Annotated in this window: 18 protein-coding genes; 4 read left to right on the top strand and 14 right to left on the bottom strand. The window is 58.7% G+C overall.

Annotated elements, in window-relative coordinates:
- Window positions 1–30 precede the first annotated feature (30 nt).
- A complete protein-coding gene (locus tag C1N56_RS20050; RefSeq protein ID WP_021509071.1) occupies window positions 31–777 on the top strand; it encodes an SDR family oxidoreductase in 747 nt (248 codons plus the stop codon).
- On the opposite strand, the gene C1N56_RS20045 is transcribed toward C1N56_RS20050, so the two are convergent.
- Together C1N56_RS20045 and C1N56_RS20040 are read right to left on the bottom strand one after the other, a co-directional pair.
- On the bottom strand, window positions 774–1,202 hold the full coding sequence (locus C1N56_RS20045) for a nucleotide triphosphate diphosphatase NUDT15 (RefSeq protein WP_215481419.1): 429 nt from the start codon (window positions 1,200–1,202) through the stop codon (window positions 774–776). The genes C1N56_RS20050 and C1N56_RS20045 overlap by 4 nt on opposite strands.
- Before the next feature lie 80 nt (window positions 1,203–1,282).
- Window positions 1,283–2,431 (bottom strand): MFS transporter, encoded by a 1,149-nt coding sequence (locus C1N56_RS20040; RefSeq protein WP_394517644.1) that lies wholly within the window; start codon window positions 2,429–2,431, stop codon window positions 1,283–1,285.
- 110 nt (window positions 2,432–2,541) lie between these two features.
- On the opposite strand from C1N56_RS20040, the gene C1N56_RS20035 reads away from it, so the two are divergent.
- Together C1N56_RS20035 and cybB are read left to right on the top strand one after the other, a co-directional pair.
- Entirely contained in the window at window positions 2,542–3,030 is a 489-nt protein-coding gene (locus tag C1N56_RS20035) for a MarR family winged helix-turn-helix transcriptional regulator (RefSeq protein ID WP_141495935.1), read from the top strand.
- 87 nt (window positions 3,031–3,117) lie between these two features.
- Window positions 3,118–3,657: a cytochrome b561 gene (gene cybB / locus C1N56_RS20030; RefSeq protein ID WP_031280003.1), complete on the top strand. Its 540-nt coding sequence runs from the start codon at window positions 3,118–3,120 to the stop codon at window positions 3,655–3,657.
- A 72-nt stretch (window positions 3,658–3,729) separates the two neighbouring features.
- Here the strand turns inward: cybB and C1N56_RS20025 are convergent, their stop codons facing one another.
- The 4 genes from C1N56_RS20025 to C1N56_RS20010 form a co-directional block, all read right to left on the bottom strand.
- The gene (locus C1N56_RS20025; protein ID WP_021509066.1) at window positions 3,730–5,670 is read right to left on the bottom strand and encodes a methyl-accepting chemotaxis protein; all 1,941 of its coding nucleotides are present in this window, start codon (window positions 5,668–5,670) and stop codon (window positions 3,730–3,732) included.
- A gap of 463 nt (window positions 5,671–6,133) precedes the next feature.
- Window positions 6,134–6,463, bottom strand: a complete 330-nt coding sequence (locus C1N56_RS20020; protein WP_058775925.1) for a YebG family protein — start codon at window positions 6,461–6,463, stop codon at window positions 6,134–6,136.
- 76 nt (window positions 6,464–6,539) lie between these two features.
- Window positions 6,540–7,334, bottom strand: coding sequence for an SIR2 family protein (locus C1N56_RS20015; RefSeq protein ID WP_010618046.1), 795 nt, complete (start codon window positions 7,332–7,334; stop codon window positions 6,540–6,542).
- Window positions 7,331–7,891 (bottom strand): non-canonical purine NTP pyrophosphatase, encoded by a 561-nt coding sequence (locus C1N56_RS20010; RefSeq protein ID WP_010618047.1) that lies wholly within the window; start codon window positions 7,889–7,891, stop codon window positions 7,331–7,333. Before C1N56_RS20010 ends, C1N56_RS20015 begins: the two co-directional genes overlap by 4 nt.
- A gap of 372 nt (window positions 7,892–8,263) precedes the next feature.
- Here C1N56_RS20010 and C1N56_RS20005 point away from each other — a divergent pair, with 372 nt between their 5' ends.
- Window positions 8,264–9,622 (top strand): putative bifunctional diguanylate cyclase/phosphodiesterase, encoded by a 1,359-nt coding sequence (locus tag C1N56_RS20005; protein WP_132463059.1) that lies wholly within the window; start codon window positions 8,264–8,266, stop codon window positions 9,620–9,622.
- A 117-nt stretch (window positions 9,623–9,739) separates the two neighbouring features.
- Here C1N56_RS20005 and C1N56_RS20000 read toward each other — a convergent pair whose 3' ends face one another.
- The 8 genes from C1N56_RS20000 to C1N56_RS19965 form a co-directional block, all read right to left on the bottom strand.
- Window positions 9,740–10,651 carry an ABC transporter substrate-binding protein gene (locus C1N56_RS20000; RefSeq protein ID WP_394517643.1) on the bottom strand — a complete coding sequence of 304 codons (912 nt, stop codon included), beginning with the start codon at window positions 10,649–10,651 and terminating at the stop codon, window positions 9,740–9,742.
- On the bottom strand, window positions 10,651–11,445 hold the full coding sequence (locus C1N56_RS19995; protein ID WP_058770231.1) for an amino acid ABC transporter ATP-binding protein: 795 nt from the start codon (window positions 11,443–11,445) through the stop codon (window positions 10,651–10,653). Before C1N56_RS19995 ends, C1N56_RS20000 begins: the two co-directional genes overlap by 1 nt.
- On the bottom strand, window positions 11,429–12,355 hold the full coding sequence (locus tag C1N56_RS19990; RefSeq protein WP_394517642.1) for an amino acid ABC transporter permease: 927 nt from the start codon (window positions 12,353–12,355) through the stop codon (window positions 11,429–11,431). The genes C1N56_RS19995 and C1N56_RS19990 overlap by 17 nt, the downstream gene beginning before the upstream one ends.
- 11 nt (window positions 12,356–12,366) lie before the next feature.
- On the bottom strand, window positions 12,367–12,879 hold the full coding sequence (locus tag C1N56_RS19985) for a GNAT family N-acetyltransferase (RefSeq protein ID WP_283342332.1): 513 nt from the start codon (window positions 12,877–12,879) through the stop codon (window positions 12,367–12,369).
- A gap of 9 nt (window positions 12,880–12,888) precedes the next feature.
- Window positions 12,889–13,821: an ABC transporter substrate-binding protein gene (locus tag C1N56_RS19980; protein ID WP_394517641.1), complete on the bottom strand. Its 933-nt coding sequence runs from the start codon at window positions 13,819–13,821 to the stop codon at window positions 12,889–12,891.
- A gap of 17 nt (window positions 13,822–13,838) precedes the next feature.
- The gene (locus tag C1N56_RS19975; protein WP_394517640.1) at window positions 13,839–15,152 is read right to left on the bottom strand and encodes an LLM class flavin-dependent oxidoreductase; all 1,314 of its coding nucleotides are present in this window, start codon (window positions 15,150–15,152) and stop codon (window positions 13,839–13,841) included.
- Window positions 15,153–15,231: 79 nt separating this feature from the next.
- Window positions 15,232–16,368: an amidohydrolase gene (locus tag C1N56_RS19970; RefSeq protein WP_215481275.1), complete on the bottom strand. Its 1,137-nt coding sequence runs from the start codon at window positions 16,366–16,368 to the stop codon at window positions 15,232–15,234.
- A gap of 12 nt (window positions 16,369–16,380) precedes the next feature.
- On the bottom strand, window positions 16,381–17,376 hold the full coding sequence (locus tag C1N56_RS19965; RefSeq protein WP_058781525.1) for an MsnO8 family LLM class oxidoreductase: 996 nt from the start codon (window positions 17,374–17,376) through the stop codon (window positions 16,381–16,383).
- Window positions 17,377–17,511: the final 135 nt, after the last annotated feature.

Below are 17,511 nucleotides of genomic sequence, written 5' to 3'. Positions count from 1 at the left end.
CTCTTACCCAACGCAATGCAGGAGTGAACCATGAAAACCATTTTAATCACCGGCTGCTCTTCTGGTTTTGGTCATGCTACCGCGCTCTGGTTTCTGGAGCGCGGCTGGAAAGTCATCGCCACCATGCGCACCCCGCGCGCCGAACTGTTTCCTGAATCCGCCCATCTGCGCCTGCTGCCACTGGATGTCACCGATGCCGCCAGCATCAGGCAAACGCTGGCTGAAGCAGGAGAGATTGATGTGCTGGTCAACAATGCCGGCATCGGTTTATTAACTTCGCTGGAAGGCGCGCCGATGTCCTCGGTGCGGGAAGTGTTCGAAACAAACACGCTGGGCACCATCGCCATGACGCAGGCGGTCATCCCGCAGTTCCGTGCGAAAAACAGCGGCATGGTGATCAATGTGACCTCGACGGTAACGCTGAAATCCCTGCCGCTGCTGGCGGTTTATACCGGCAGCAAAGCGGCAGTCAACGCCTTTACCGAGTCGCTGGCGCTGGAACTGCAGCCCTTTAATGTTCAGGTGAGACTGGTATTACCCGGGCTGGCACCCACCACCGACTTCGGCAAAAACGCCCGGCCGCGCATGGAAAACACCTTGCTTGAGCCTTACCAGCCGATGTTTGATGGCATCATCGCCGGCATGCAGCAGCCCCAGCCAACCACTAAAGCACAGGACGTTGCCGCTGCCGTGTGGCGTGCCGCGACCGATCCCGCCGCACCGATGCGCATCCCGGCCGGAGAAGATGCCGAAGCCTCGATGAAGCAATACGGTTAGCGATCTTTACGCTGGGCCAGCGCCTGCAGTGCCGCCAGACCGTCGCGCGTCAGCCAGCTTTGCAACGGGGCAAACAACGGTTCAGGCAGCGCCTCAGGCGCGAACCAGTGCCAGCCTGCGCACTTATCCGGTTCCCGCAGCTGCGGCTCGCCGCTGGCGTCCGACGCCACCATCAGCAGCGTAATATAGTGCCGGTTGACCGCCGGAAACACATCGCTGACGAAGGCGCCGTTGTGTACGCTGTGCAGCTGTAAACCGGTCTCCTCCAGCACTTCCCGCCGCGCACAGGCTTCCGGGGATTCACCAAACTCCAGATGGCCGCCCGGCGCCGACCAGTCACCGGCACCGTGGCTGCCTTTACGCTGGCCGAGCAACAGCTTGCCATCGCGGAAAATTAATACGCCAACACCGACCTGCGGGGACATCATTGCTCCTGATTTATCGATCCTCTCACTCTGCACGGTTTATAAAACAGCGTATTCCGTCTGACAATGGTTTCCTGCCGTTATCGCTGGGGTTTGAGTCGCAGCGCCATCAACATCAGTAGCAGCACGCCCGCCGCCATGATCTGCCACGCACTGTCGAGTGATGCCGCGCGGTCGCGCACAATGCCGGCCATCAGCGGCATCAGCGCGGCCAGTATATAGCCGCCGCCCTGCACGAACGACAGCAGCGCAGTGGCTTCTTCCGGCGTACGGGCATGATCAAGCGTGACGATCAGCGATAGCGGAAACAGCGCACCAATCCCCAATCCCAGCAGCAGCGTCGGTAACCAGGCGCGTTCGCCGCCCAGCCACAGCAGTGCGATCAGCCCCAGCAGGATGGAAGCCAGCACCAGCAGCAGCGGCCAGCGGCGATCGCGGCAGCGATGAATCAGTGCGGAGAGCATAAATCCGGCGGCGACTTCGGTCAGGGTTAATGCGCCCAGCACGTAGCCGCTCTGTGCCGGCAGCCAGCCGTGTTGCATGTAAAATGGCGGCAGCCACGCCAGCACCAGCGTGTAAGCACCGGTGCCGATGCCAAAAAACAGCATCAACAGCCAGGCGCGCCGCGTGCGGTGTACGCCGCCGGCCGGTGGCGTGTTTACTCTCGTGGTCACAGGCTGCAGGCGCAGCCACAGAATCAATGCGATCAGCGCCGGTAGCGACGGCAGCATCAGGGCGATCGTCAGTCCGGCATGGCTGGCGAGCGGCGCGGCGCTGGCTGCGGCCACTGCAGCTCCGGCCATAATACCGGTGGTGAACAGTGCCATTAGCGTACCGGCACGCGAGGCGAAGTGACGCTTGATGAGCGCGGGCATCAGCGCCTGAATCAGCCCGATGCCGCAGCCCGCCAGCAGCGCGCTGGCGGTTAGCATGGTGGCACTGTGATCAACGCCACGCGCGCCACCCGCGAGCACCAGCACTATCAGGCCAGCGGTAATGCCGCGCGCTTCACCCAGCCTGCGCAGCAGCAGCGGCCCGGCCAGCGCCGCCAGCCCCATCATAATGACCGGCAGCGTCGTCAGTAGGCTCAGCTGCGTGGCACTGAGCCCTGCATCGTGCTGCAGTTGCAGGAACAGCGGTCCGATGGCCGCCATCACCGGACGCAAATTCAGCGCCACCACAAAAACCAGTAAAGCAAACATGCCAATAGCAGGTAAGGTACGATTCACATTCTGTCTCCATACGCCAAAGTATCTTAACGTTAAGATACTTTGCGGAAGAACGATAGCGGGTGCGCACAAAGCGACACATTGCCCGCCGTGAACTGATGAGAATTAACATGACTGACCACGTAGATTTTGTCGTTGCGCAATGGGCCAGCGCCATGCCGGAGCTGGACGCCTCTTCCATGGCGATTTTTGGCCGCATGCTGCGCCTGATGAAGCATCTGGCGAAAAAGCGCGCTGAGGCGCTGGCGCCCTTTGGTTTTCGCGATGGCGAATTTGATGTACTGGCTACGTTGCGGCGTGCCGGCGCACCTTACCGCCTGTCGCCCACGCAGCTCTACAAATCGCTGCTGGTCACCTCCGGTGCCATGACCAACCGGCTTAACCGGCTGGAAGAAGAGGGATTGATTGCGCGTGTTGCCGATGCCGATGATAAGCGCAGCACGCTGGTGATGCTGACGCCGGCCGGCCTGGCAAAGATTGAGCAGGCGCTGCAGGTGCATACGCAAACGCAGAATGCGCTGCTGGCCACGCTGGACGATCGGCAGCAGCAGCAGCTTGCCGCCCTGCTGCGTCAGCTGTTGCAGACAGCCGAACAGTAAGCCGGACGGGATGTGGCAAAAAATGAATTAATTCAGCGCGTTTTTCGCTATGTTAAGCATCCCACACCGCTTATTTTCGGACTGGCTATGCGTAACAAATATGCCCCTGCGCAAATCTTTATTCACTGGCTGACGCTGGTACTGGTGGCCACCGCTTACTGCACCATGGAGTTTCGCGGCTTATTTACGCGCGGATCCTGGCAAGGCTACACCATGATCGTCGGACATTTCAGCGCCGGCAGTTGTGTACTGTTGCTGATGCTGTCACGCATTGTGCTGCGTTTTCGCCATCGCAGCCCGAAAATCGAACCCCAGCCGCCACACTGGCAAACCGGACTGGCGCATCTGATGCATCTGGCGATCTATCTGTTCTTTATCGTGCTGCCGATTCTCGGCATCCTTTCGCGCTTCTACATGGGCCGTAACTGGTGGATTTTCGCGATTCCGATGCCGGTCAGCGCCAGCCCGGATCCCGATTTTGCCGATATGCTGAGCGACTGGCACGAAACCCTCGCGCCATACGGCTACTGGCTGATTGGTCTGCACGCGGCGGCCGCGCTGGTGCATCATTATCTGATTAAAGACAATACGTTGCTGCGCATGATGCCGTCACGGCGAAACGGATGAAAGGAATAAGACGGTCGCCTGATGTGGCGACCGTCCTGATTTACGCGGCGTGCCGGCGATCGGTCACCGACCTCAGCTGAGGTGAAAACGTCCCACGGTATGCGCCAGCTGTGCCGCCTGGTCTTCCAGCGAACTGGCGGCGGCTGACATCTGCTGGACCAGCGCGGCGTTCTGCTGGGTGGTGCCATCCATCTCGTTCACCGCGATCGTTACCTGGCTGATGCCGCGCGCCTGCTCGTCTGACGCGGTAACAATCTCGCCGATAATAGTGCGCACCGAGTTTACCGCCTGCGTCATCTCCTGCATGGTTTTACCGGCATCCTGCACCAGCTGCACACCGCTGCCGACGCGCTGCCCGGACTCTTCAATCAGCGCAGCGATATCCTTCACCGCATTGGCGCTGCGCTGTGCCAGATTACGCACTTCCGACGCCACCACGGCAAAACCGCGTCCCTGTTCCCCGGCGCGCGCCGCTTCAACCGCGGCGTTGAGCGCCAGAATGTTGGTCTGGAAGGCGATGCTGTTGATAATGGCGGTGATGTCGCCGATTTTCTTCGCGCTGTCGTCGATTTGCGCCATGGTCTGCACTACCTGGCCCACCAGTGACTCACCGCGGCTGGCGATGTGCGTGGCGTTATCGGTCAGCGTCGTCGCCTGATGCGCGTTAGCAGCGTTGTGTTTCACCGTCGCGGTAATCTGCTCCATGCTGGCGGCAGTTTGTTCCAGCGCGGCCGCCTGCTCTTCGGTACGTGACGCGAGGTTGAGGTTGCCGCTGGCGATTTCACCTGCGCCCTGGCGCACCGACGCGCTGGCATCCTGAATCTGCCCGACAATCTCGCGCAGCTGGTTTTGCATGGTGTGCAAGGCGAAGAACAGACTGCTGCTGTCGCGCGCTTTCAGCGGGATAGCGTTATCCAGTTTGCCATCGGCCACAGCCAGCGCAATGGTGGCTGCGGTCAGTGGCTCACCGCCAATCGGCTTCAGCACTTTGCGACTAAATACCAGCCCAAGCAGTGCGCACACCACCAGGATGCTAATCACCATTAAAATCACCGCGTTAATCAGCTGACGGTGCGCCGCTTCCATGACTTTGCTCACCGGGGCCACCACGCCGAGATACCATTTCTGATCGCTGTTACCGATCACCACAGGCCGCCAGGCTACCAGCGCATCCTCGCCCAGAATAGCGTCATGCTGTTCGGTGACCGTGCTGCTGAAATTATGCGTGTCGCCCTTCCAGGCTTTGCTGGTCTGGCTTTTGTCCGGATAAGACACCACATTCCCCGCGCTGGAGAGCAGCATGGCGTAACCGCTGCCTTCCCACGGTTTGATGCTGTTCACTTTTTCCTGCAGTGACGCCAGTGAGATATCGGACGTCACCACGCCCCACAGTTTGCCCTGGCTGATAATTGGCGCGGCCACCGAGGTCAGCAGCGTTGGCACACCGTTATAGGCATAGCTATAAGGTTCGATCAGCGTATCTTTCTGGCTTTTCTGCGGCAGCAAATAGTAATCGCCCTGGCCTGGCGTAAAGATTGAGGTCAGCGGATGCAGGGCAAAATTGCCACCCTGGTCGCGATCGACGAAATAGGCGTAACGTCCTTTAGGTGCCGCGCCAGCCTGAGAGGCAAACTCAGCATCGCGTCCGTCAAATGCGTTTTCTTCGAAGATGACCGAAATAGAGAGATAGTCCGGATTATCACGCAGTGCAGAGACCAGCAGCTTATCGGCCACTTTGCGGTCCTGCACGCCGGCAGCCGGCAGGGCAATCAGACTGTGGCCGAGGTTGTGAGCGACATCTCGTGCGTAACTCAGCTCCTGCTGGATTTGCAGAGCCTGACTCTGCGCAATCTGCTGTAAGTAACTTTCCGCCAGCGATTTTTGCTCATTGCTGGACTGCCAGCTGAGCACGCCGATAGTCACGGCGAAGCCGAGGGTGATGGTTAAGGCGCCCGTCAGCAGCATTTGTGTGCGGGTGCTCATTTTTTTCTTATTAGATACGGTTGTGGCCATGTCGGCGCTCCTGGTGTTGACACTTTATTACTGAAAAAGAATCACGCCCTGTGCACCTGCATCCCTGTAATCACTCTATCGGCGCACAATCCGGGAACTTGATGGCCTGGCAGGTCCGATCAGAAAACCATCAACCGCCGTTGTGGCGTTGAGTCGCCATTAAAAACGCTAAGATGATGCAGTAAAAAAGAGGGAATTTGATCTGGCGCAAGATCGCCACTTCGTTGTGCTGTCAGGTTATTGCGTACGGGCGCAACGCGCCGCATAACAAGAGGAATGCAACATGGCAGGTAAATTGAGTCTGGCAGGGTTAATGGTGGTCTGGCTGGTGTATGTGGCGTGGATGGTCAGTTACTACTCAGGCACCTTCTCTCTTTTCACGCACTGATCCTTAGCACGGATCCCAGGCCAGCACAGAGGCTGGCCCGGATTCAGCAGCAGTGCAAAGCGAACGCGCTGTTCCTCAGGCGGCTTTGACCGCACGCACCTTCTTCTCTTTTTCCGGCGCAGCGGTATCGCTGTCGTCAGCAGCGGTTTCGCCGCTGTCTTTCACCGCGTCCGGCAGTTTGCTGGTGCGCAGAATGTGTTGCACCGCGTCTTTCTGTTCGGCCAGCAGCATACCCAGCGCTTCGGCCTGGGCCTCATCCATCGCTGGCTGATGTTGCTGCAGCCAGTCGGTGAACGCGTCGGCCATATCGAGCATCTTGTCCCATGCATCTGCGTCTTTTTTATTGGCAAACGTCATCTTCTCTTCACCCTTTCTGACCACAACATATTTGGTTTCGACTGCCATGATGCACCTCATTTACTGTGTTTATATACAGTATATTTCATTCAGCTTTTTTAGCCAACGATTTTCTGCTTGCCGTTTAAGCCAGCAGCTCTTCGAGGAAGGTTGCCAGCGCTTTGCGCGGATCGTCCTCTTCAGACACGATCATTTCAATGCCCCACTGCCCCAGTACCTCTTTCGCCACCGGATTATTACGGTTGGTGAACAGGTAGGATTTAGGCCGTGCGGTCGCCAGCCCGGTGCGGCCCCACATCTTGGTCAGGCGATAAAACAGCAGGCGGATATTGAAATCGCTGATGCTGTAGCCAACAAACAGCACGGAGTTACCCATAACATCATGGGTCAGTTTGATATCCAGCGGCGAGTCAAAATAGAGCCGCTCGAAGTAGCTGCTCTCATCCAGCACGATGGAGGTATCATCGTCAAAATCGCCATGAAGTTTAATAATATGGCGCTTATCTTCAGTCAGCGACACCAGATCGGCGGCATTAGCGACCTTGCTATACGGCACATTGTGCGCTTCATGCGCCATCTCCAGCCAGCGGTCGTAATTGGTGGTATAGATGCGCGAGAAATTGCCCTGGGTGATCATGGTGTGAATTTCAGAGCTGCGCACGTCGATGTCCGGACGGTGCCACTCGCGATCCATCCAGCTGCGCAGCGGGCCGAGCGAGCCTTTGCGCTGTTTGTAATACTCCGCCAGCGACAAATGGGTGCCGTAGGTATTGAAGATTTTCGGATCGTAGCCCAGCTCATTAGCCAGATGTGCAATCAGCTCGTGCCACTCCGGCAGTCCGAGATTGCGTGAAATGCCCGCACCGGCGAACAGAATCAGTTTGCCGGCATCGTAAGCACGTTTGAGTTCCGGTTTCATGCCAGTCCCCGCGAAGTTTTCAGAAAGGTGGCAAAGCGATCCAGCGCCAGGCGGCGCATCGAGATTTCGTTTTTCAGTTCGCCCATTTCAGCGAATGTCTGGGTGTGCCCTTCCGGGATAAACACGCAGTCCCACTGAAACTCACGCGGCCCCGCCGGCTCCCGGGCAATGGTGCCGCGCAGCTGGCCTTCAAACTGGTACATTTTGCGCCCGTCACAGTAGCCGAGGACGGTTTTGGCGGTCACGCCCGGGCTGTCCAGTCCGTTCACCAGTTTGGTAAAGCGTTCTGCGTTCAGCCGGCTCCAGAAGATGCGCGTCAGACCGGCGGGCAGGCCATTGAGCCCATCCAGATATAGGCCGGTATGCTCGACAAACAGCGGGCGGCCAATGATTGAAAAGGCTTTAGTCAGTTTGTCACGAACCAGCTCCACCTCATTTTCGGTCTGAATCTCTTCAATACGGCGCGCAATGGGCACCACTTCGACACCCACCGGCTCAAGGATGGTACGCACCTCGGCCAGCTTGAGTTCATTAGCAGATAAGAAACGAATTTTCATTGCAATCAGTATGTTGAAAGTGGGTTAGTCCAACCTGGTGACACGTATCCGGCTGCGGTTCCGGCTGTTATTGTCCGGCACGCTGTCGCCGCGCCGCGTGGTCATTCTACTCTGCGGCGACGTCACTGGCGAGGAACAATCGGGTCGCGCTGCGCGCGCCTTCGCCGGTATAGCGCATCGCTTATCGCTGGCGGCGTTAAATATTGCGCCTGAATGCGTTAATAGCGCTATTTGACGCCGCTTATGTCAAATATAAAAATCCGCGCTTAACGCGCAAATAATCTGAAAACAATTATGACAGTCGTCTCGCTTAAATATATTATGTGGCGTTTACACCTTCACGCGTCATGACAATAAAACCCGGAACCGTTTATGAACCCTTTGTTGAGTTCAGCCTGGTCGCGCATCCGTAATCTGCCCTTCATTCTGCAGGGTGATAGCCCGGAAAAAAAGCTCCGCCTGACGCTGCTGATTGCCGGCGTCGCCAGTATCGTGGCCGGTATCTTTATGGCAACACTGAATTTCAGTCGCGGTCATCATGACATTGGCTGTCTGTATATCGCCAGTATAGCGCTGGGGGGCTACATCATCATCGGCGCCTTCAGCGACCGGCTGGAGCGGCATCTGGCGGTCATTACCCATGCGTTATTATTTACCATCATCGTGCTGTTGCTGGTGGATAATCACCACGCTGCCGGCAAGCGTTCAGAATATAACTATCTGGTGGCCTTGATCGTCGGTTCGGCACTGGTGTTGCGCCAGCAATCCTTTTATCTGAGTAAAATATTTCCGCTGCTGTGCCTGCTGTGTTATCTGTTTTTTGTCACCACCGGTCTGATCTGGGAAAATAATCGTTTTCATCTCAATATTCCGCAGGAAGCCGTTTTTACCGTTTTCAATTGTGCAGTGCCGGTGACGGCACTGCTGTCGACCGTGTTTACCTATGGCGGCAATTATTCCGCCACCGATCTTATCAAGCGCGAACTCGCGTCCGCCATCGAGCGCCAGCAGCTGGAGCTCTATTACCAGCCGCAGGTCGATGGCGACAAAAATCTCATCGGTTTTGAAGCGCTGCTGCGCTGGAAGCACCCGGAGAAAGGCTTTATCTCGCCGGAGGTGTTTATTCCGGTAGCCGAAAAAAGCGGGCTGATTATTGATATTGGCAAGTGGGTCCTGGAGCGCATGCTGCAGCAAATCGTCGAGTGGGATCGCGTGCTGCGACTGCCTCCGCTGGTGTTTTCCATCAATATCAGCCCGCTGCAGTTGATGCACCGCGACTTCACCCATGACACGCTGCTGACGCTGTCGCATTACAAAATCCGTCCCGAGCGGCTGAAGTTTGAAATTACCGAGACCACCTTTATTTACGATCAGCAGCGCATTGGCGATGTCATTAACCACTTCAGCCAGTTAGGGATCAAATGGGCGATCGACGATTTCGGCGTCGGTTACTCTTCGCTTAAGTCGCTGAGTGATTTCGCTATTGATGATATTAAGATTGATAAATCCCTGATCATGCATATTTTTGAAAACGAATCGGCGGCGATTGTGGTGCAAAAGACCATTGAGCTGTCGCGCGCGATGGGGCTGAACGTGCTGGCAGAAGGGATTGAGAGCGAGGAGTATTTCGAGCACCTGCGCAATAAGGGCTGCCATTTATTCCAGGGCTACCATTTTGCCCGCCCGCTGCCCGCCGCCGAAGCATTGCAGTGGATAAAAAAAGCAGGATAAACCGGGCGAGCCTTCATTTTTTAAGCCGGTGCGCAGCAATGCGCACCCTACGAAAGCCCGTGCGAGCTGTAGGGTCGCCATTTATGGTGACCACACCGTGCGCCTGACCACACCGCCCTAATTCTCCTGATAAACGATGCCCGGCGGATTAACCTGCGAAATCTCCACTGCCTCGCCCTCTTCACCCCATCTTGCCAGCACCTGGTGATACTGGCCGCCAGCGATAGCGCCGTTGATCGCCTGCTGCAGCGCGACGTCCAGGCCATTGCCCTTCTTCGTGGTGACCGCCACCCAGGCGCGAAACGGTCCGTGCCCGACAATTTTGGTTTGCCCGCGCGAAGCCACTTTCCACGCCGCCATGGCCTGCGGCCCGAATGACGCATCGGCCCGGCCAGAGAGCAGCGCCAGCGTGGCGGAGGCATCATCGTTGAGATAAATCGGCTGCACCGGGGCCAGGCCCTGCGCCCGATTCTTCTCATCCCAGCTCAGTAAGATTCGCTCCTGATTGGTGCCGGAGCCCACGATAATCCGTTTGCCGGCCACGTCTTCCCGGCGACGAATTGCGCTGATTTTACTGTCCGCTTTCACCGCGAAGGCGTGGTTATCCGCGCGATAGGTGGCGAAATCAAACTTCTGCTTGCGCTCCTCGGTCACCGCGATATTAAACATCGCCACATCATAGCGCCCTGCCGTGATGCCCAGCGGCCAGTCCTCCCACGCCGCCGGCACCAGCCTGAGTTTCAGACCGAGGCTGTCGGCCAGCAGGCGCGCAATGTCCGGGTCGCTGCCGATCAGCGTTTTATTATTGGACGCCCAGAGGCCAATCGGCGGTGAATTATTGGCTGAAGTGGCGACGGTTAAATAGCCGGGGTGAACAAAATGAAATCCTGCGGGGATCTTCGCGATCGCCTGCGGATTGGCCGCCATGGTGATCGGCGTTTCGTTGTGACTGGCGTCCAGCTGTTGCGCACCTGTCGCGGGTGCCGCCAGCACCGCACCCGCCAGCGCGACTATGATCACTTGCTTCATTACAGCACCCTGGCGAGGAAACGTTTGGTGCGCTCATGACGCGGCTGATTCAGCACCTGCTGGCTGCTGCCCTGCTCAACCACGCGACCGTCAACCATAAACACCACGTTATCCGCCACTTCACGCGCAAAGCCGATCTCGTGCGTGACAATTACCAGCGTGGTGCCGGATCGCGCCAGTTTTTTAATCACATCCAGCACTTCGCCCACCAGTTCCGGGTCGAGCGCCGAAGTCGGCTCATCAAATAGCATCACGCGCGGGTTGAGCATCAGCGCACGCGCAATCGCAATGCGCTGCTGCTGACCGCCAGAGAGATGCCGCGGCCAGGCATCGGCTTTGTGCCGCAGGCCGACCACATCCAGCAGCTCACCGGCGCGATCGATCGCTGCCCGGCGCGACAGCTGACGATGGGCAATCGGCGCTTCAATCAGATTTTCCAGCACCGTCAGGTGCGGAAACAGATTGAAGTTCTGGAACACATAGCCGACGTTGATGCGCTGCCGCAAAATCGCCTTCTCTTTCAGCTCATAGAGTTTATCGCCGCGCCGCTGATAGCCGATGTAATCGCCATCGATCTGAATAAAGCCTTCATCCACGCGCTCCAGATGATTGATGGTGCGCAGCAGCGTCGATTTGCCAGAACCGGACGGTCCGAGGATCACCGTCACCGAACCGGGAGCCAGCTCAAGCGACACATCATCGAGCGCTTTATGCCGGCCAAACGTCTTGCTGACGCCGGTAATACTGATGGCGCCGGTGGTATGCAGATAGCGGTAATCAATGGCTTCGGACATGAGGCAGCTCCTCGTTGACGGCAGGGTTCACGCTGCGGTTGCGCCACTGGCGCCAGCGCGAAGGTTGCGGTTCACGCGTGACGCTGCGTGCCAGCCAGCGCTCGACGCTGTGCTGCAGCAGCGACAGCACGGTGGTGATGATCAGATACCAGGCGGCTCCGACCATCAGCAGCGGGATCACCTGCTGGGTGCGGTTGTAGATCATCTGGATGGTGTAAAACAGCTCGGGCATCGCCAGCACGTACACCATTGAGGTGCCCTTGGCGAGGCTGATGATCTCATTAAAGGTGGTGGGAATAATCGCGCGCAGCGCCTGCGGCAGAATGATGCGAAACGTGCGGCGCGACGACGATAATCCCAGCGCCGAAGCGGCTTCAAACTGACCGTGATCGACGCCGAGAAACCCGCCGCGAATAATCTCCGCGCTATACGCGCTCTGCACCAGCGTCAGGCCAATCACCGCCGCCGGGAACTGGCCGAGCACGTTGATGGTCTGGAAGTGCCCCCACGACAGGGCGGTGAACGGAATACCGAACGACAGCGTGTCGTACAGGTACGAGAAGTTATACAGAATGATCAGCACCACAATCAGCGGCAGCGAGCGAAACAGCCAGATATAGCCAAACGCCAGCGTGCTCAGCAGCCACGATGACGAGAGCCGCGCCAGGGCCAGCAGGCCGCCGAATATCAGGCTCAGCAGCGTGCCGCACAGCGTCAGCAGCAGCGTTTGTCCCAGGCCATTAAGGATCACCGGATCGAAAAACCAGCGGGCAAACACGCTCCACTCCCAGCGCGGATTAAAAGCCACGGAATCGATCACCGCCGCAAGGATAAACAGCGCGATGATGGCACCGACGGTACGCGCCGGATAGCGTGCGGGCACCACGGTCAAAGGTTGTTGCTTACTCATGGTGGCTCTCCTTAGCTGGCCTGCGCCACGTTGTGCACATCAATCACTTTGAGAAAACGCAGCCGGCCATCGTGCGGCGGCTGGCCGTAAATCTCCATATCTTCGCGCAGCTCAAACTGCGGCTGATAGCCGTGGCCGATATACAGCTGCACCGCTTCCGGCTGACGAAAACCAGTGGTGAGAAACACGCGCTGATAGCCTGCGCGCAGCGCCCGGCGCTCCAGCTCCTGCAGGATCAGCAGTGCCAGTCCCTGACGGCGCAGGTCACGCCGCGTCCAGATGCGCTTGAGTTCGGCGGTGGTAGCATCCCACGGTTTGTAGGCGCCCATGGCGATGATCTCACCGTCGCGCTCCAGCACGATGAACAGCCCGTGCGGCGGCAGATACCACTCGGTCAGCTCAACTTCATTGTGTTTCCTGAAGAAATCGCCGTAGCGTGCTGCATATTCACCAAACAGACCGTCAAGAATCGGCTGCAGCTCCGGCGCTTCCGGTGACACTTCGCGGAAAAATTGCTGGCTCATGCCGCCTCCTTAATCGCCCAGCCCGGGCGGATTGATCTCGGAACGATCCAGACGCTCCACGCCTTCACCCCAGCGGTTCAGCACCTTGTCGTAGTCACCGTTTTTGATCACGCCATTGAGTGCGGTGTTAATTGGCTGCACCAGCCCGTTGTCTTTCTTCACTGTCACCGCGATGTGCGCCGCCTTCGGCCAGCCGCCGTCCACGCTACCCACCAGCCGGGTCTTTTTGGTCAGCGCCGCTTTCCATGCGCCAATCACGTTAGGGCCGAAGTAAGCGTCGGCGCGCCCGGCCTGTAGCGCCAGCGTCTGCGCAGCGTCATCTTTGGTATAAACCGGTGTGAAAGGCTTCAGTCCCTTAGCCTGATTCTCTTTATCCCAGGACAGCAGGATGGCCTCCTGATTGGTGCCGGAGCCGACGATGATGCGCAGGCCGGCGATATCTTCTGCCTTGCTCAGCGAGGTAATCGGGCTGCTGGTTTTCACATAGAAGCCCAGCGAATCTTTGCGGTAGGTGGCAAAATCAAAACGCTGTTTACGATCTTTGGTCACCGTCACGTTGGTGATCGCCGCGTCATATTTGCCCGATGCCACGCCCAGCGGCCAGTCTTCCCACGAGGTGGGCACGATGTTGAGCTTCAGCCCGAGGCTGTCGGCCACCAGACGCGCGATATCCACCTCACTGCCCAGCAGCGTTTTATTGTCGTCGCTGAATACCGTGAGCGGCGGCGAGTTGAGTGCCGCAACCGCCACGGTGAACGATCCCGGCACAGCAAATTTGTGGCCCGCCGGTATTTGCGCCACGGCGACAGGATTCTCTGGCGTGTTGATGGGCGTTTTATTGGCGGCAAGGCTCACCTGCTGACCATTAACGGCCACGTCCTCGGCCAGTGCCGCACTGCTCAGGCTCAGTAACAGCAGCACAATCAGGGATTTTCTCTGCATAGCGTGTTTTCTCATCGTTATTGTGGTGTGAACTGGTTGAGCGGCTGTTTCACACCAAAGCTGGCGCGCAGCGTGCTGCCCGGGTATTCACGACGCGTCAGGCCGCGCGCCTGGAGAACCGGAATAACCTGATCAACAAAACGCTCGAAGGTGTCCGGCGTGCCGCCCTGGATAATGAAACCGTCAGTGGCTTCGGTTTCGAACCACAGCTGCAGACCATCCGCCACCTGCTGTGGCGTGCCGTGAAACAGCGGACGCGGCGTCGCGGCTTCCAGCGCGGCCTGGCGCAGCGTATGGCCGTGTTCGCGCGTTTTGCGTTTGATTTCGTCAGTGGTGCTACGGAAGCTGTTCTGGCCAATATCGCCAATGTCCGGGAACGGCTGGTCGAGCGGATACTGCGAGAAGTCGTGATGGTCAAAGAAGCGACCAAGGTAGTTGAGTGCATCCTCAATCGAGACCAGCGCCGCGGTGGTCTGGTACTGGCGCTCGACGTCTGCGTCATCCTCCCCCACGATCACGCTAACGCCCTGGAAAATGTGCAGATCGCCCGGTTCACGCCCGTTCGCCACCAGCTGCTGCTTCACATCCCGGTAGAACGCCTGCGCCTCTTCGCGCGTTGGCTGATGGGTGAAGATGGCGTCAGCATGACGCGCCGCCAGCTTGCGGCCATCTTCCGAGGCGCCCGCCTGAAAGATAATCGGTCGGCCCTGCGGCGTGCGCTCAATGTTCAGCGGCCCCTGTACCTGGAAAAAATCACCGTGATGATTCAGCGTGTGCAGTTTGTCAGGCGCATAGAACTGACCGCTGGCTTTGTTGCGCACAAACGCGCCCTCTTCCCAGGAATCCCACAATCCTTTCACTACCTGCAGGTATTCGTCGGCGATGCGGTAGCGCAGCGCATGCTCGGGATGCTGCTGACGCGAAAAGTTTTTTGCCGAGCCCTCCAGCGGCGATGTCACCACATTCCAGCCCGCGCGCCCGCCGCTGAGATGATCGAGACTGGCGAACTGGCGGGCGACGGTGAACGGCTCACTGTAGGAGGTGGACACCGTACCGACCAGGCCGAGATGCTCGGTGACGCCGGCCAGCGCCGACAGCAGCGTCAGCGGTTCGAAGCGGTTAAGAAAGTGCGGGATCGATTTCTCATTGATGAACAGGCCATCGGCGACAAACAGGAAATCCAGTTTGCCAGCCTCGGCTTTACGGGCGATACGGCGGGCGTAATCAAAACTGATGCTGGCATCCGCCTGCGCCGCCGGATGACGCCAGGCGGACATGTTGCCGGATGCGCCGTGCAGAATGGTGCCGAGGCGCAGTTGTCTTGCAGTCATAATCGTCTCTCTTTGCTCATGGCGCAGCCTGCCGGCGATAGCCTTATCGCCGTACAGCGCTGCCAGAAATGGAAGGAAATCAGTTAAGGATGGCGTCGCGACATCGCGCGTTTAGCTGCTGCAATGCCTGTTGCGCCAGCTGACTAAAGTAGTGTGCTGCCGGGGCGATCAGCGCTTCATCGGGGTTGAAGCCACCGTGATGCAGGCCAAATTCACTGGCGCTGCCAATGCTGACAAACGCGCCCGGGAGCTGCTGCAGGTAATAAGCGAAATCTTCACCGCCAAGGTGCAGCTCAGCCTGTTGCACCTGATAACCCACCTGCTGCGCCACCTGACTGGCAAACTGTGCCCAGTGGGCGTCGTTCTCCAGTACCGGCGGCCCCGGATGCCAGCTAAAGGTGGCCGTGGCACCGCTGGCGGCGGCGATATTGACCACCACCTCGCGCGCACGCTGCTCCAGCTGCGCGCGCACCTGTTTATCGTGCGTGCGCACCGTGCCGCCAAATTCCGCTTCAGCCGTCTGCTGACCGTCGTGCCTGTGTGCATCAATCCGCGTGACGCTCAGCACCAGACTGTCCAGCGTATTAAAGCTGCGGCTGGTGAGGGATTGCAGCGCCTGAATAATCTGGCTGGCGACCAGGATGCTGTTTACGTCCGTGCGGGTGCTGTGCACGCGCACCACAAATTTATCGGCGTTGGCATAAAACGCACCGCTGCGCGTGGCAAAGGTGCCCGTGGGCAAACCCGGTTCGTTGTGCATGCCAAAAATCGCCTGTACCTGATCCAGCACCCCCGCATCGATGAACTGCCGCGCGCCCTGGGCAATCTCTTCCGCCGGCTGGAACAGGATGCGCACCCGCCCCGCTAGCTGAGCTTCCCGTGTTTTCAGCTGCAGCGTGGCACCCAGTATCACTGCACTGTGCACATCGTGACCGCAGGCGTGCATGACGCCGGCTTGCCGTGAACGAAAAGGCAGCCCGGTGGCTTCATGGATCGGTAATGCATCGATATCGGCACGCAGGGCGATCAGGGGCGCGCCCTGACCCACTTCCGCCACCACGCCGGTGTGCAGCGGATAATCCAGCAGGCGCACGTCAGCCTGCTGCAGCCAGCGGCGCAGCCGCGCGCTGGTTTCCACTTCATGACCGGAGAGTTCCGGCCAGCTGTGCAGCTCGCGCCGCCAGTCAATCAGCTGCTGTTCGCTTACTATCGTCACAGGACCTCCCGGTCAGGCGCTAACCAGACGATGCGTCGCCAGCAGTTCGAGGGATTTCACCCGCGCCTGCTCCTCCGCCACCGGCGTATCAATAACAAACTCTTCAATGCCGTAGCGCTGGTGCAGCGCATCAAGCTGCGCGTGCACCTGTGCCGCGGTCCCTTTCAGCAGCGACGGCGTGCGTGGCTCAATCACGTAGTCACTGAACCCGCCCTGACGCACATAGCGCTCAGCCTGTTCAATGCTGCCGACGTTAACGCTCTGTCCACCCGTCACGCTGACGTGATAAATGCGCAGTGTGTCGACCAGCAGGTCAGCTTCTGCCGGCGAATCCGCCACCACCACCTGCACCGCCACCAGCGCACGCTGACCCTGACTGTGCTGGCGATAGCTGTTCAGCACCTGCGCCATCAGTTGCGGATCGCCGTTGTGGTGTGCGGCGAACACCAGCTGCCAGCCGAGCTCTGCCGCCAGTCGGGCGCTCGCTTCGCTGGCCCCGAGCAGAAAGCGATTGGCCGGACGCGGCGGCTGCGGCGTGGCGCGCAGGATCTCCTCATCCCCCACCGGCGGCACACTGAGCCAGCTATCCAGCAGCGCCAGCTGTTCGGCAAAGCTGCCTTTCTCCTGCTGGCGCACCCCCAATTGCAGCGCGCGGGTGGAAAGCGGCAGTCCGCCGGGCGCTTTCCCCACGCCCAGGTCGATACGTCCAGGTGCCAGCGCAGCCAGCAGGTTGAAGTTTTCCGCCACTTTATAAGGGCTGTAGTGCTGCAACATCACGCCGCCGGAACCCACGCGGATATGCCGGGTCTGGCCAATGATCCAGGCAATCAACAATTCCGGCGAAGGACTCGCCAGCTGGTCGCTGTTGTGGTGTTCCGCCAGCCAGAAGCGGTGATAACCCCAGGCTTCCGCGCGCTGAGCCAGCTGCAGTGTGCGATGCAGGGCCTGCGTGGCGCTCTCACCTGCTGCAATCGGTGATTTGTCGAGCAAACTCAGTCGGTATGACATGCGCCTGTTCCTTATTTCGATGAATAGGGTTGCGATGAATATGGCGCTTAGTGTGGCGGGGAGATTTATATTTCGTAAAACAACTAAATCGGCAAAGCGATTCAGGAAATGAGAAATAGTCATAATACTGGTGGA

The sequence above is a fragment of the Pantoea sp. SGAir0175 genome, assembly GCF_043547855.1.
This window is presented reverse-complemented; position numbering and strand designations above follow the sequence as displayed.

Coding starts and splice junctions, on each gene's coding strand:
- C1N56_RS20045 (WP_215481419.1), bottom strand. CDS start 1,202: ATGTCCCCGCAGGTCGGTGTTGGCGTATTAATTTTCCGCGATGGCAAG.
- C1N56_RS20015 (WP_010618046.1), bottom strand. CDS start 7,334: ATGAAACCGGAACTCAAACGTGCTTACGATGCCGGCAAACTGATTCTG.
- C1N56_RS19975 (WP_394517640.1), bottom strand. CDS start 15,152: ATGACTGCAAGACAACTGCGCCTCGGCACCATTCTGCACGGCGCATCC.
- C1N56_RS20025 (WP_021509066.1), bottom strand. CDS start 5,670: ATGGCCACAACCGTATCTAATAAGAAAAAAATGAGCACCCGCACACAA.
- C1N56_RS20005 (WP_132463059.1), top strand. CDS start 8,264: ATGAACCCTTTGTTGAGTTCAGCCTGGTCGCGCATCCGTAATCTGCCC.
- C1N56_RS19995 (WP_058770231.1), bottom strand. CDS start 11,445: ATGTCCGAAGCCATTGATTACCGCTATCTGCATACCACCGGCGCCATC.
- C1N56_RS20050 (WP_021509071.1), top strand. CDS start 31: ATGAAAACCATTTTAATCACCGGCTGCTCTTCTGGTTTTGGTCATGCT.
- C1N56_RS20020 (WP_058775925.1), bottom strand. CDS start 6,463: ATGGCAGTCGAAACCAAATATGTTGTGGTCAGAAAGGGTGAAGAGAAG.
- C1N56_RS20010 (WP_010618047.1), bottom strand. CDS start 7,891: ATGAAAATTCGTTTCTTATCTGCTAATGAACTCAAGCTGGCCGAGGTG.
- C1N56_RS20000 (WP_394517643.1), bottom strand. CDS start 10,651: ATGAAGCAAGTGATCATAGTCGCGCTGGCGGGTGCGGTGCTGGCGGCA.
- C1N56_RS20035 (WP_141495935.1), top strand. CDS start 2,542: ATGACTGACCACGTAGATTTTGTCGTTGCGCAATGGGCCAGCGCCATG.
- C1N56_RS19980 (WP_394517641.1), bottom strand. CDS start 13,821: ATGCAGAGAAAATCCCTGATTGTGCTGCTGTTACTGAGCCTGAGCAGT.
- C1N56_RS19990 (WP_394517642.1), bottom strand. CDS start 12,355: ATGAGTAAGCAACAACCTTTGACCGTGGTGCCCGCACGCTATCCGGCG.
- C1N56_RS19985 (WP_283342332.1), bottom strand. CDS start 12,879: ATGAGCCAGCAATTTTTCCGCGAAGTGTCACCGGAAGCGCCGGAGCTG.
- C1N56_RS19965 (WP_058781525.1), bottom strand. CDS start 17,376: ATGTCATACCGACTGAGTTTGCTCGACAAATCACCGATTGCAGCAGGT.
- cybB (WP_031280003.1), top strand. CDS start 3,118: ATGCGTAACAAATATGCCCCTGCGCAAATCTTTATTCACTGGCTGACG.